The organism is Microvirga puerhi (assembly GCF_020089865.1).
Taxonomy (GTDB): domain Bacteria; phylum Pseudomonadota; class Alphaproteobacteria; order Rhizobiales; family Beijerinckiaceae; genus Microvirga; species Microvirga puerhi.
This window is the reverse complement of the sequence record NZ_JAIRBM010000005.1, coordinates 161,203-175,022: the sequence shown is the minus strand read 5'-3', so window position 1 is coordinate 175,022 and position 13,820 is coordinate 161,203. Positions and strand designations below refer to the sequence as shown.

The following is a 13,820-nucleotide window of genomic DNA, read 5'->3' as shown; positions in this document are numbered from 1 at the left end:
GCTAAAACCTCGAAGGAGACGCCTATGTCGTTCACCCTGCCCGAACTGCCCTATGCCTATGACGCCCTGCAGCCGTACATGTCGCGCGAGACGCTGGAATACCACCACGACAAGCATCACGCCGCTTATGTGAACACCGGCAACAACCTGCTCAAAGGAACGGAGTTCGAGGGCAAGAGCGTCGAGGAGGTCGTGAAGGGCTCCTATGGCAAGAACCAGGCGCTCTTCAACAATGCCGGCCAGCACTACAATCACCTCCACTTCTGGCACTGGATGAAGCCGAATGGCGGCGGCGCCCTGCCAGGCAAGCTGGAGAAGAAGATCGTCGAGGATCTCGGCTCCGTCGACAAGATGAAGGAAGACTTCATCCAGGCCGGCGTCGGCCAGTTCGGCTCCGGCTGGGCCTGGCTCGCCGTCAAGGATGGCAAGATCCAGATCATGAAGACCCCGAACGGCGAGAACCCGCTCGTTCATGGCGCGAAGCCGATCCTGGGCTGCGACGTGTGGGAGCATTCCTACTACATCGATTACCGCAACCGCCGTCCCGACTACCTCAAGGCGTTCCTGGAGAACCTCGTGAACTGGGCTTACGTCGAGGAAATGTTCGAGGCTGCGTCGCGGTAAGGCGACGACACATATCGCGTTACGTCATGGCCGGACTTAGTCCGGCCATTCGCGTTTCAGGAACGCAACATTGCCTGCGGCGCAGGCGCCAGCACGATACCTCTCTCCTCCAGCAGCTCCCCGAAGGCCTCCGACTGGAGATAGGCCAGCTCCGCCGGCCGGCTTTCGACCGCCGGGTCGAGGCTGCGCAATTCGTCGTCCACGTAGCCTGGGTGGCACATGACGACCGGTCGCGGACCCAGATTGGCAAGGGACGTTCCGAAAAGGCGCTGGACTTCGGTCTGGGGATCGAGGGGCGAGAAGCCTGAAAAGCCGTCATTGGTGTCGAATCCCGCCGCACGCGCCTGATCCCTGAAGCCTCTGGCGAGCGCTGTGATGATCAGGGCCTTGCCGCGGCTGATGGGCCTGCGCAGGATCGAGGTCACCCGGTCGGACGGATCGCGGAGCCAAACCCGGCCCGCATAACCCTTCTCCTGCAAAACCGTGAAAAGCGCCTGGCGGATCACCGGCAGCACGTGGACATGCTGATGGCCGTCCACGAAATCCGGAGGCGCCTCGTGTACCCCCTCGAACGCCACCAGCTGCCGCCGGATCTCCTCGGCGATCTCCGAGACGGAGAGCCGCCCACGAAAGGCATTCGAGATCAGGGCACCGATGGGCTGGAACCTGCCGCCGGGGGCCACGTGCGACATCGGCTGGATCGGCGTGCCGGTAGTGAGGTTGAGGTGGAGGCCGATTCCGATCCGGCCCGCATAGGGCCTCAGGTCCTGCTCGGCGCGGCGCCAGCCCGGCATATTGGTCATGACGCTGGTCGCCGACAGCCGGCCCTGCTCCATGAGATCGAGGATCCCGCGGCTGACCCCATCGGTCATGCCGAAATCATCGGCGCAAAGCACCAGGTGGCGCTGCAGACTCATTATCACCTCAAAATCGGCTTTGCCGCACCCTATTCCTCTTGAGGAAAAGAGGAAACTCGGGTCTCAATGCGGCCCCGGTCCCAGAAACGTCCCGACCAAAGGAACCATTGTGGCGTCGCCGAAGCTCAGCGTCATTATTCCCGTCCATAACGAGAGCGAGAACATCGCGCCGCTCTGTGCGCGACTGCTGCCCGTGCTGAACAGGATCACCTCCCTTTGGGAAGTGATCTTCGTCGATGACGGCAGCCGGGACGACACGCTTGCCCGGATCAGGACCGTGAACCACGACGAACCACGCATCGGCGCGGTGTCGCTCAGCCGCAATTTCGGCAAGGAAATCGCCATTGCCGCCGGACTCGACCACGCCCGCGGCGATGCCGTGGTGATCATGGATGCCGACCTGCAGCACCCGCCGGAGATGATCGAAACCTTCGTGGAGCGCTGGAAGGAAGGCAATCTCATGGTCTACGGCCAGCGCACCGACCGCTCCGACGAGACCCGGGTGAAGCGCGGCTTTGCGCATCTGTTCTACCGGCTCTTCGCCCGCTTCGGCGAGATCCCCCTGCCGGAGGGCGCGGGCGATTTCCGCCTCATCGACCAGAGAGGCGTCGAGGTGCTTCGCAGCCTCGGCGAAAAGGCGCGCTTCTCCAAGGGCCTCTATGCCTGGATCGGCTTCAAAAGCACCGGCGTACCCTTCGTGGTGGAGGAGCGGCTGCACGGAACGACGAAATGGAGCTTCCGCAAGCTCTTCCGCTTCGCCTTCGACGGCATGGCCGCCTTCTCGACGGTGCCCTTGCGTATCTGGACCTATCTCGGCTTCCTGATCTCGTTCATGTCGATCGCGACGGCCGTCTACTTCCTGGTCCGCACCCTCCTCTTCGGTACCGACCTGCCGGGCTTTCCGAGCCTGATCGTCTCGGTCATGTTCTTCTCGGGCATCCAGCTCATGTCGCTCGGCATCATCGGCGAATATGTCGGTCGCATCTTCGCGGAGGTGAAGCGGCGCCCCCTGTATGTGGTGCAGGAGCGGCTCGGCGGCGCGGCGGAAGTCAGTTCGAGCCTCGTCCAAGACGATCCTCGCTTGCGCCGGGCCTGAGCGATGTTCAAGAAAATCCTCTCCGTCGGCGGCTGGACCCTTGTCTCCCGCGTCACCGGCTTCATCCGCGACGTGGTGATCGCCGCCGTGATGGGCACGGGCCCGATCGCGGACGCCTTCGTGGTCGCCTTCAAGATTCCGAACAATTTCCGCCAGATCTTCAGCGAAGGTGCGTTCAACAACGCGTTCCTCCCCACCTATGCACAGGTGCTGGAAAAGGGTGGCGAGGAGAAGGCGCGGTCATTCGCCGGCCGCATGACGACGCTCATGCTGCTCGTGCAGATCGCGCTTCTCGTTCTCGCCTTCCTCGCGATGCCGACGGTCGTGAACCTGCTCGCGCCCGGCTTCTCGCAGGATCCGGAGAAGTTCGATCTCGCCGTCACGCTGACGCGCATCACCTTCCCGTATCTTCTGTTCATTACGCTGACCACGATCCTCTCGGCGGTCCTCAACGCCCATGAGCGCTTCGCTGCCGCCGCAGGCGCTCCGGTGCTGCTCAATCTTTCTCTGATCGTGGCGCTGGCGCTCGCCTTCCTGTTTCCCAACGCGGGACACGCGGCAGCCTGGGGCGTCACGGTGTCGGGCGTGCTGCAGCTCGGTCTCGTCTGGTGGGATGCGCAGCGCAAGCATATTGCGCCCCGGCTCGAGGCGCCGCGCTCCGATCCCGCCATGCGCAGGTTCTTCAAGACGCTGGGACCTGCCGTGATCGGCTCCGCCGGCGTGCAGATCGCGATCTTCGCCGACACGATCATCGCCTCCTTCTTGCCGACCGGCGCCGTGTCGTCGCTCTATTACGCCGACCGCATCTACCAATTGCCACTCGGCGTCATCGGCATCGCAGCGGGAACCGTTCTTCTGCCGGAGATGAGCCGTCGCATCGCCGGCGGAGATGTCGCCGGCGCGCATGCGGCGCAGAACCGCGCCGTCGGTCTGACTCTCGCGCTCGCCGCTCCGTTCCTCGTGGCCTTTGTGGCCATGCCCGACTTGATCATGACGGCGCTGTTCCAGCGCGGCGCCTTCGATGCGGAGGCAGCCTCACGCGCCGGCGCGGCCCTTGCCGCCTATGCCATCGGCCTGCCGGCAGCCGTGCTCATCCGCTCGGCACTTGCCAGCTTCTATGCGCGCTCCGACACGGTGACGCCGCTCTATGCCTCGCTGACCGCGGTCGCCGCGAACGTGCTTTTGAAGATCGTGCTGATGGGCCCCTTCGGGGTCGTCGGTCTGGCGCTCGGAACGGCCCTCGGCGTCTGGATCAATCTCCTGCTCCTCCTCGCCCTCGCCTATCGGCGCGGCTGGAACGATCCGAGCAAGGGGCTGATCCGAACCTGCATCGCCGTCGTCATCGCAAGCCTTGTGCTCGCTGCCTTTGCATGGCTGGCGCCCGCGCCCCTGTCCCGCTGGACGCTCACCCTCCCTGCCTGGCGCAGCGAAACGCAGCTCGCCATCCTGGGCGCATGCGGCGCCGCGATCTACGGCGCGGTTCTGCTCGCTGGCATGAGGATGCTTGGAGTGCGGCTAGCGCGGCGCTGATCTCGACCTTCGGCGAAACGGGAGCGCAGATCGACAGGGCATTGATGGTGAAGCCCTTATCCTGAGCATCCGCCAGCCTTGGCGCTGTCGATGGTGAGACGCCTTGTGGGGTGATCACAAGTTTGTCGGGCCCCGCTGCACCGTCATTCCGGGGCGAGCGACAGCGAGAGCCCGGAACCCATAAACATCAACGTCTCAGGGCAGAGAGCTGAGATAGTCGCTGCACTTTAATCATGTCCTGTCGCGGCTATGGGTTCCGGGTTCAGCCTCCGGCTGCCCCGGAATGACGGGTAGGAATCGCCTCTTCCTGATCACCGCGCCTTCAGGAAATCCCCAACCTCGAGCAGGATGAATTCGTTGTCGTCCTGCTTGTTGGCGATGCGGCTGGACGAGAACGGCAGGTTGTTGTCGTTCCCGACGATGATGTGGCGGTCGTCGACAACATCCACGTTCTCGATCGTGAAGAACGGGAAGGTGAACACGTTGTCGTTGAGCGGCTTTCTCGCCTTCTTGTTGGGATCGGCGATCTGCATGAGATCGATGTAGCCGATCTTGCGCACCGGCTTGTTCACGTTGGCATCCGAAAGCTCGATCTTGAAGACGCGCTTGAACTTCGCCGGCTCCTGGAAGCAATCCGGGCGCTTCTCGCCCTGCGGGCACGCCTTGTCCGCGGTGCCTTCGCCGTTGTCGCGCTCGATGATGAGGCCGGTCGTGGCGTCGATCATGTTGAAATCGCCGATGGCGAGGCCATTCTGGTCGAGAACGTATTTCCAGTGGCGGCCCGTCCACTTCTCCTGTGCCACGTCGAATTCGACGATGCGCAGATACTCGCGGTCGTCCACGTTCTCCCACTGCTTCGTCTCGGCGTCCCAGACCGGTCCTTCGAGAAGCGCGTAGAGGAACCGGCCGTCCTTCGAGGCGGCCATGCCCTCGAAGCCCTTGGAGCGGCGGATGTTGAAATTCACGGGACCGTTGGGAGCGGCGGGCGTGGTGACGGCGTAATGGTCCGGCGAGCGGGCCACCTTGCCGTCGATGAGCGTCTCGAACACGGCCTCGACCTTGCCGGACATGTCGGCCTTGATCAGATACGGTCCGAACTCGTCGCCGATCCAGATCTTGCCGCCGATGAGCTGGAAGCTCTCGGTGTCGAAGTCCGAGCCTGTGAGATAGCGCTTCTCGGTCGCCTCGTTGGCGATGCGGAACGGCACTTTCTTGTCGGGATCGTGCAGGAAAACGGTTTCGAGACGCTCGACCGTGCCTTTGGTCCAATCAATGCGGAAGCGATTGAGGTAGAGCATCGAATCCGGGGACGTGGCTTTGGAGCCGAAGCCGTTGTCGGTGAGCACCCAGAAGGTGCCGTCGCCCATGGACTTGATGCCGGAATGCCCCTGGAGCGGCTGGCCGCGGAACGGCAGCTTCACGCCCGTCGGCCGGTCGCCCGAAGTGCCCTCAATGGTGCCGATGGCATCGATGCGCTTGCCGGTGGTGAACTTGCCGGACACCTTGAGATCCGCAGGCGCGTCGGCGGGCGCCTCGACGAAGCTCTCCGCCGGAAGAATGGCATGGCCTTCGAGGATGGCGGGAAATGGCTGCTGCGCGAGAGCGCTGGTCGAGAGCAGCACGGTCAGCGGCAGAGCCGCGAGAAAACGGACAGACATCGTGAAAACCTCGTTTGCTTGGTCAAGCGAGGTCGTTCTCTGAAGAAGCTCGATGTCCGTCCGTTAACAGAAACGCGACAATTGTATAACGTCCGAGGCCGGCGCCTCACGCCGCCCTGCTGACGCCCTTGTCGTGCGCGAAGGCCCAATAGAGTTCGCGGGCCTTGCGGTAGAAGGTGCCGGGCTGGAGATCGCGGCTGTCGATGCGCAGGACCGGCATGACCTTCGAATAGTTGCCGGAAATGAAGATCTCGTCCGCGTTGGTGAAATCCTCGTAGCGCAGCGTTCCCTCCACGACCTCCACGCCGTTGTCGCGCAAGAGCCGGATGACCCGCTGGCGGGTGATACCGTTCAAGAAGGTGCCGTTCGCTGCCGGGGTATGGACGACGCCGTCCTTGGCCATGAACACATTCGACGTGCCGGTCTCGGCGATGTTGCCGAGGGCGTCGCACACGAGGGCGTTGTCGAAGCCCTTCTCCTTCGCTTCGCGGATCACGCGGGCGTTGTTCGGATAGAGGCAGCCGGCCTTTGAATCGGTCGGCATGGATTCGAGGGTCGGGCGGCGGAAGCTCGACTTCATGACCGAAAGCCCGCCCGGCACCGGCATGGGCGCCTCGAACAGGGACAGGCAGAACTGGGTCGATTCCGGATCGGGCGCGATGGTGGCCATGCCCTCCGCCTCGCCCCAATACATGGGCTTCACGTAAAGGGCCGTGCCGGGAGTGAATTTCTTCACGCCCTCGACCACGAGATCCTGGATCACCTTGGGATCCATCGTCGGCTTCAGGCCGATGGTCGTGGCCGAGCGGTTCACGCGCTCGCAATGACGGTCCAGATCCGGCGCCACGCCCTCGAACACGCGGGCGCCGTCGAAGACCGACGAGCCGAGCCAGGAGACATGGGACCGGGGTCCGATCAGGGGCGGGTTGCCCTCATGCCATGCGCCGTTGAACCAGTTCCATGTCTGCGAATACCAGGCCACTGTCGTCATCCTTCAGGTCAATGCTGCTGCCCTATCGAATCCCCTCCCCGGCCAAGCGTCAATTGCTCAGGGGAGCTCACGGACATAAAGTCTTGTGATGGATGGCATGAATGGACCTGATCCATCCCGGCGCATCATGCCGACGGACGGAACAAACCGTGCTGCACCCCATTCATTGCCTCCACCAGCGCGTACAGCCGTTCCGGTGACAGCGGCGTGCTTCCGCATGACGCGCCTCAACCAATACATCCTTTAATACTTGCAATATCCAAGTCGGAACACCTGCCACAATCTGAACACTTTTGCTGACGCACCGCAATTTATACTTCATTTTTGGCAATTTGGCGCACCTTATCAAATAAGTGGCCGCTCATCACAAGACCAGCAATGATTTGAATGTGTAGTCGGAAGCTGTGCTGTTGGAAATCAAATATTTTCAGCGCACCACACGACTTGAGAGGCTAAATAAGGGGATATTTGGGGTCTTGTCCTTGTAAATAACTACTCCTGAAAGCGCATCCAAAAGTGCGATACACACCGGAACAAAAGTAGACATCTTTTGATCCTGTGCGTTCGAACGGACACCATAAGGGGCATTTATGCAATCACTCGTTTTACTCCAGATCAATAGCACGAGCAGTCCATTTCCTGGATGGCGGGACAGCGCTTGTGCTTACATTCCTTCTTCCATGGCATGGAAGAGCTAGGTCCCGCGCGACCGACTCTGCTGCCGCGCCTGCGCCAATCAGTAAAGCCTCAGTAAAGCCGTCTCTTGAAAGGCAATTCCATGGCGCCCTTTACAGTGGGCCAAGGACATCCGCCTGCGTTCCTGAGCGGTGCCGGAGAGCTTGGCTGGTCGATCCACGACGCTCTCTGACCTTTGTCAGTCGTCCCGCCCTATCCAATCCACCTCTTTCAAAACTCACTACCCAAAGGATTCATCATGGCATTTCCCACCGCAGCGACCACGGGCCTTCCTGACGGCGTCAAGCTGACGGCCTCGGGCGACATCGTCGTCACCAAGGCCGGCACGGTTCTCAGCAACCTCAACGTCACCGGCCAGATCTGGGTCCGGGCCGAGAACGTGACGATCCAGAACTGCAAGATCACGTCTTCTAACTATTACGGCGTGCGCATCGACCAGGGCCTCAAGGGCGTCACGGTCAAGAATTGCGAGATCGATGGCCAGGGCAAGGTGCTCAACGGCATCGGCGGCGCCGGCAACTTCCTCAACAACAACATCTACGGCTGCGAGAACGGCATCAACGTCGAAGGCCCCGTCGCCACCAAGATCGAAGGCAACTACATCCACGGCTTCAAGGGCTCGGCCAGCGCGCATTTCGACGGCATTCAGATCTTCGGCGACAGCCGTACGATGGGCAATATCGAGGTCGTGCACAACACCGTGGTGCAGGATGCCGATCACACCGGTGTCTCGGCGATCTTCGTCGCCAACACCTTCGGGCCGGTCAACAACGTCAACATCCACGACAACTACTTTGCCGGCGGCGGTTTCCCGCTCTACTTCGATGGCACCAAGAGCAGCGCGGCGATGACCAATGTCGCCTGGAACAACAACTATGTCGTCAAGGGCGGCTATGGCTACGAGTACATCCGCAATGACAGCCAGGGCCATAAGCCGGGTAGCACCGGCAACACCATGATTGCCGGCGGCCTCTCCCCCGACAAGGCCCCCGACAAGTATGCCGGTGGCTCAACGCCGACGCCCACGCCGACCCCGGATCCGACGCCAACCCCCACCCCGACGCCCACCCCCGATCCTGAGAAGATCCCGGGACACATCTATGGCACGGACGGCAAAGATACGTGGCTCGGCGGCACGACGGGCGAGTTCTACCACGGCGGCAAGGGCGATGACCTGATCAATGGGCGCGGCGGCTCCGACACCCTCTGGGGTGGCGAGGGGCGCGACACGTTCCAGTTCTCCGACCGCTGGAGCGCCTACGGCGACAAGGTGATGGACTTCCGCAAGGGCGAGGACAAGCTCGACTTCCATCTCATCGACGCCAACCTGTCGCGCTCTGGCGATCAGGCCTTCATTTGGGACGGCTACAAGAGTGCCTCCTACAATGGCTCGGTGCAGCACATGTGGGCGGTAAAGGACACCGCCCGTGACGTCACGCATATCTACTTCAAGATCGACGGCAACGTGAGCTACGTCGATCTCGCGGGCACGAACCACAACCTGACCGCATCCGACTTCTATCTCTGAAAGAGGACGCTCCCAAAGGTTGGCTAGAATCTGGTCAACGGCGCCTCCATTGAAGCCAAAGTCCGCCGCACACGTGCGGCGGACTGTCGGACTCGGGCCGGATTGTTGGCGAGAGTCCCGATGCCTATCGTTCCGGCAACTCGCTACCTCACATGCCCCAGAGCCGGAACCGTCCGTCTAACCTCTTGATTGGGGTTGTTACGGTGCCTCCCCTTATGATCAGGGACCGAACGTTGCGCCCGAAACTGACGGTCTGCTGCACACGATGAAGACGCGCTGCACGAGTTCCGAGCGCGGATCGAACCGCTGGGAATCGCTCGCGGATAATTCCGCTAGCGAAATCTCGTGCATGCTCCCCGCCCCGATTTTCGAAAACGTGGCCCTGAAGCGAGAGTTCACATGAACCTCGCACTCGCTTATTTCGAACGAGTTGCGGTTCTGAATCGCAAGACCGTGTACGTTCATGCCGACGACGACATTCAACATCTCTGCGGCGTTCGATGAAACCGCCGGCGGGCCAATGGCGACCAATCCGAGAAGGCATGGGCGAAGCGCCATCAAGCCCCCGCTGCTGGAGATGCCGTGCCAAGGCTCAGGTGAACGATTTCGGGTGGCACCCCAAAGCGCACGGGCATGATGCTCGTACCCAATCCGCCGGAGACGATCAGATGTCGGCCGTGCTCCTCGATATGCCCATAGGCATACCGATTGCCATAGCTGGAGGGCACCAGGGGCGAATAGCCGAAAAAGCGCACCTGTCCGCCATGAGTGTGCCCCGACAAGGTCAGGGCGATCCGCCTCGGAACAAGCGGGAAGATGTCGGGCTCGTGCGCCATCAGTATGGCCGGGGCATCGTCCGTCAGCTTCGCAAGCGTCCCCCTCAGGTCGTCGACGCCCCGGATCGGCTTGCCGAGAAGCGCGAGCTGATCGCCGAGCCCTAACAGCCAGAACGGACGCCCGTCCTTGACGAGACGCACAGCATCATTCTCGAGGACCGGAATGCCGGCCGCCTCCAGCTCTGTCCGCGCAATGACCGGGCCACGTCGACTACGCTGGGCCGACCTGTCGTCCCACCAGTCGTGATTGCCGAGGATCGCGAAGGTGCCAAGGGGAGACTTCAACGCACGAAAGGCTCCCGCGCATTCCCGCATGGATACGGGGCGTGTAACGAAGTGGTGGCCGGCCGCGTAGTCCCCGAGTAGAAGGATCAGATCTGGCCGGAGGTTATTGGTTACCGCAACGATCTCCTCCAACCGCCGAACGGACATGTAGGGCTCGCCGACATGCGGATCCGCGATGACCGCGATCGTCAGCGCAAGGTCTTCCGGCCAGCGCGGCAGCACAGGGGCATAGCGCTGAATCCTCAGCCGATACGCCGGCTCGATGCCGAAGGCATAGGCGCCGAGCGACGTCATCGCCGCTGCCGAGCCTAGCAGGCTTTTGAGGAACCACCGTCGTTTCGGCGAGAAGCGCATGAAGGGAAAGGCCCGAGCCAGGTTTTAACATGCAGTATCGTGCGGAGCGACCTGAGAGACAACTCGCTCATGTCAAAGACCTCCCATAGACATCCGGTGAAATCAATTCCGAACTGAGCCTTAGCTGTGATAGTAAGAGGCCGCTTAATACATTCGTCCAGCGGACGGATGCGTTAACTTGGAAGCTGCAAGAGGTACGAAGCATGTTCGGATACGTGCCCCGTCTGCTCGCTATTCACGTGCTCTGGCTATGGTGCCTCACTAACGTTCCTGTCTCCGCCGCAGAGTTCTATGCGGTCGTGGAACGGGAAGGAATCGTCGCGCTCTGCCTCTCCAAGGGCGCACTCCTGTTCGCCGATCGTTGTGAGGGGAGCGGACGACTATCGATCGTGCAACCCATCAAAGAGGGCACGGTCGTTTGGCGGTCTGCGATCGGAACGGTGTCACTTGAAAACGATACGCCAAATGCGGGATGCGCGCTAAGCCACGCGAAGTGGGATCCAAAGAGTGAAGAAGTCGTTTCAACCGGACGAAAGATCGCCAAGATTGATCGGTCTGCCTTGCTAGAGCGCATGAAGCAGAACCTGCTCAAGGACGCCGATGCTGTCGAGAACGACATCGCGGCCTTCGCGCTGGATTTGGATGGTGACGGCAAAGAGGAGATCGTGTTCGCTGCATCCAATCTCAACCGCCTAGCCGAACACTACTCCGGCGACGAGCCGGTCCCATACTTCGTCTACGCCGGAGTGCTGGCGAAAGACTCCACCTTCCCCATGCTCTTTTTCCATGATCGCGGCGACTATTTGGGAGGAACCGACGCGATCGGCGACGTCACCATCAAAGGCGTTGTCCCCATTGCTCCCGGATCAGGAGAGCTCGCTTTGCTGATCAAGGGCGGCAGCGGCTTGAGCGGAGACCAGACGCTCATCCGATATTGGCACGGAGGCATTCAGCGGATCGATACGTTCGAGTTCATCTGCAACTAGCGTGGGGCTGAACATTCGCTTCACCGCTAAGAAGGAAGATAGCCTACCTGTCTTCAAACAATGAACGAGCCGCGGCATCGTCGGTTCATCGCCGGTCCGTTGCCCGGGCCTTGCGGTACCAGTGGAGTGCCTGCTCCCCGTCCTCGGCAACGCCCCGTCCACTGGCATAGGCGATCATCAAGGCTAACATTACTGGGTTGTGTCCGTGCTCGGCGGCCTGGCGAAACCAGTAGACTGCCTGCACGTCGTCCTTGGGGACGCCACGTCCCTCGGAATACATGCTTCCGAGATCATATTGTGCCGAAGGATGACCTTTCTCAGCCGCCTGGCGGTGCCAGTAAACGGCCTGCGCCAGATCCTGTGGGACCCCATGCCCCTTTTCGTAAGTCAGGGCAAGGTTGTGCTGTGCCGTCAGATTTCCCTGCTCGGCTGCTTTGCGAAGCCAAGCCACGGAAGGCACGCCGTCCAGCCCGACGGGGCACGTGCCGGCATACATCACACCGAGATCGTTCTGGGCGGTGGCATCCCCCTGCTCGGCCTTCCTACGAAGCTCATCCAGGCGCCCGTTCTCACAATCGGCCCGGGAACTCCGGAAGCTCATGCCATATCCGATCGGTTGGGCTACGGCAGGGCTGATACAGCAGACGACAAAGAAGAGAATGGTACTGGGCCTGATGAACATGGGTGTGATCCGAACTTATGAACCGTCCCTGCCTAGACCCCGTCAAGAACCTGCGGGAGCAGATTCTGTCAGGATCATCGGCAGGGACATACCATTTTTCTAACGTCCCGCTCACCGGATGAGGTAGGACGCCGAGCGCTCTACGCTACGGCCTACTACCTCGAAGCTGCACCGCAGGTCAGGCCGCCAATGTCGGCATTTCGATACCATGGCGCTGCATGGCCGCACCGATCCGGGCGTTCAGCCAAGGCCAGAATGCGGCCAGCAAATCGTCCTTGGTCGCGAAATGACGAAATATGGTCCGCCGCTGCACTCCGGCTTTCTGAGCGATAGCCTCGGTGCTGATCTCGTCCGGGGCGCTCGCCGAATCCATCAGCTCGAACAGCGCGGCGAGGATCGCCTCGCGCGTCTCACGCGTTTTTTCTTCGCGCAATGGGCTGTTGTAGGCACGAACACTGGACATGCGCCTCGCTCCAAATGCCGTGAAACTGCATGTGTCATTAAATTTGATCGCCATCGATTAGAGTCACCGTTAGTGACTCTAATTATCTGGAAGAGGCACAGACGCGACTTGCGTCTCGTTCTTCAAGACTTCGCCTTTAAGGGCGAGGTCTTATGGCCACCTGATAGCGAAGAGCGTCCATCGGGAGACGCCACTTCGACAAGACCACGTTGCCTGGTGTCAGCTTGCCTACTCAGTGCTTTGTAACGACCACCTCAAGATAGTCGCCCGGTACGATCAGCGTGTCGCTCCCGCCCCGATTGAACTGTGCGAGCAGGTCCTTGATGTCGGATCTCAACCCCGCTGCACGATCCGCATCAAGCGCTGCGAACGCGCGCTGTGTCGGACCGTAGCAGGTCTCGAACACCTCGAGCCAATGATCAGGCGACTTGTAGCGGAAGGTGAAGGTCTGCGGGGTCACGCCGATGGTGTTCCCGGCAAACAGTTCCTCGAGGCGTGCTTGCGTGCCCCACAGACCGGGCGGCTTCAGACCTGCTGGCGGCGGCACATATCGGCTGATGGTCCTGAAGAGTTGCCCGATGAAGCCGTCGGGCGTCCAGTTCGCCAAGCCAATGCGTCCACCGCGGCGGCAAACCCTGACCAGTTCGCTTGCCGCCTGCTCCTGGTTGGGCGTGAACATCACACCGAACGTGGACAGGACGACATCGAAGCTTCCGTCCGCGAAGGGAAGTGCCTCCGCGTCGGCCTCCTGACAGTGGATAGGGAGACGTTCGGCTGCGGCCCGCTCCTTTGCCCGGTCGAGCAACGCTCCGACATAGTCTGTCGCCATGACCTCGGCCCAGCGGCGTGCCGCGGCGAGCGACGCGTTGCCGTTCCCGGCCGCAACGTCGAGCATCCGTTCGCCGGCGCGAAGGTCAACAGCCTCGCACAGGCGCTCACCGACGATTTGGAGCGTCGTTCCGATCACGGCGTAATCGCCGGCGGCCCAGATCGCCTGTTGACGCTGCTTGAGTGCAGCGAAATCAGGCGGCGTCACTGGCGGCAGATCGACTATTGGTCTGGAAAGATTGACCGGCTGGGCTGAGGACGTCATGAGAGTCTCCTTTTGGGGAGAGCTCACGCTCACGCAATCCTCCCCGGTCCTCAAGTTCACTTTCTGAACTGGTGCGCTCTC

The 13,820-nt window shown here is 61.5% G+C and carries 12 protein-coding genes; 5 read left to right on the top strand and 7 right to left on the bottom strand.

All coding sequences use genetic code 11. From position 1 onward, the window contains the following. The first annotated feature begins 24 nt into the window (after nt 1–24). Nucleotides 25–624 carry a superoxide dismutase gene (locus tag K9B37_RS08670; RefSeq protein ID WP_224312686.1) on the top strand — a complete coding sequence of 200 codons (600 nt, stop codon included), beginning with the start codon at nt 25–27 and terminating at the stop codon, nt 622–624. Between the two features lie 56 nt (nt 625–680). Here the strand turns inward: K9B37_RS08670 and K9B37_RS08665 are convergent, their stop codons facing one another. Next, the gene (locus K9B37_RS08665) at nt 681–1,541 is read right to left on the bottom strand and encodes a ChbG/HpnK family deacetylase (RefSeq protein WP_224312685.1); all 861 of its coding nucleotides are present in this window, start codon (nt 1,539–1,541) and stop codon (nt 681–683) included. 109 nt (nt 1,542–1,650) lie between these two features. On the opposite strand from K9B37_RS08665, the gene K9B37_RS08660 reads away from it, so the two are divergent. Together K9B37_RS08660 and murJ are read left to right on the top strand one after the other, a co-directional pair. Then, on the top strand, nt 1,651–2,637 hold the full coding sequence (locus K9B37_RS08660; protein WP_224312684.1) for a glycosyltransferase family 2 protein: 987 nt from the start codon (nt 1,651–1,653) through the stop codon (nt 2,635–2,637). Nucleotides 2,638–2,640: 3 nt separating this feature from the next. Next, nucleotides 2,641–4,167: a murein biosynthesis integral membrane protein MurJ gene (gene murJ / locus K9B37_RS08655; protein WP_224312683.1), complete on the top strand. Its 1,527-nt coding sequence runs from the start codon at nt 2,641–2,643 to the stop codon at nt 4,165–4,167. Between the two features lie 311 nt (nt 4,168–4,478). Here murJ and K9B37_RS08650 read toward each other — a convergent pair whose 3' ends face one another. Together K9B37_RS08650 and K9B37_RS08645 are read right to left on the bottom strand one after the other, a co-directional pair. After that, a complete protein-coding gene (locus tag K9B37_RS08650) occupies nt 4,479–5,825 on the bottom strand; it encodes an esterase-like activity of phytase family protein (RefSeq protein WP_224312682.1) in 1,347 nt (448 codons plus the stop codon). 106 nt (nt 5,826–5,931) lie between these two features. Further along, entirely contained in the window at nt 5,932–6,816 is an 885-nt protein-coding gene (locus tag K9B37_RS08645; RefSeq protein WP_224312681.1) for a branched-chain amino acid aminotransferase, read from the bottom strand. A 934-nt stretch (nt 6,817–7,750) separates the two neighbouring features. Between K9B37_RS08645 and K9B37_RS24775 the strand changes: the two genes are divergently transcribed. Next, complete coding sequence (locus tag K9B37_RS24775) at nt 7,751–9,040, top strand: right-handed parallel beta-helix repeat-containing protein (protein ID WP_305072142.1); 1,290 nt, start codon at nt 7,751–7,753, stop codon at nt 9,038–9,040. A 557-nt stretch (nt 9,041–9,597) separates the two neighbouring features. Here K9B37_RS24775 and K9B37_RS08630 read toward each other — a convergent pair. After that, the gene (locus K9B37_RS08630) at nt 9,598–10,515 is read right to left on the bottom strand and encodes a metallophosphoesterase (protein WP_439651699.1); all 918 of its coding nucleotides are present in this window, start codon (nt 10,513–10,515) and stop codon (nt 9,598–9,600) included. Between the two features lie 203 nt (nt 10,516–10,718). Here K9B37_RS08630 and K9B37_RS08625 point away from each other — a divergent pair, with 203 nt between their 5' ends. Beyond that, nucleotides 10,719–11,501, top strand: a complete 783-nt coding sequence (locus K9B37_RS08625) for a hypothetical protein (RefSeq protein ID WP_224312679.1) — start codon at nt 10,719–10,721, stop codon at nt 11,499–11,501. An 85-nt stretch (nt 11,502–11,586) separates the two neighbouring features. On the opposite strand, the gene K9B37_RS08620 is transcribed toward K9B37_RS08625, so the two are convergent. From K9B37_RS08620 to K9B37_RS08610, 3 genes are all read right to left on the bottom strand, one after another. Next, nucleotides 11,587–12,183: a tetratricopeptide repeat protein gene (locus tag K9B37_RS08620; RefSeq protein ID WP_224312678.1), complete on the bottom strand. Its 597-nt coding sequence runs from the start codon at nt 12,181–12,183 to the stop codon at nt 11,587–11,589. Between the two features lie 178 nt (nt 12,184–12,361). Continuing rightward, nucleotides 12,362–12,646 carry a TetR/AcrR family transcriptional regulator gene (locus K9B37_RS08615; protein WP_224312677.1) on the bottom strand — a complete coding sequence of 95 codons (285 nt, stop codon included), beginning with the start codon at nt 12,644–12,646 and terminating at the stop codon, nt 12,362–12,364. A 232-nt stretch (nt 12,647–12,878) separates the two neighbouring features. Continuing rightward, nucleotides 12,879–13,739 (bottom strand): class I SAM-dependent methyltransferase, encoded by an 861-nt coding sequence (locus tag K9B37_RS08610; protein ID WP_224312676.1) that lies wholly within the window; start codon nt 13,737–13,739, stop codon nt 12,879–12,881. Nucleotides 13,740–13,820 lie beyond the last annotated feature (81 nt).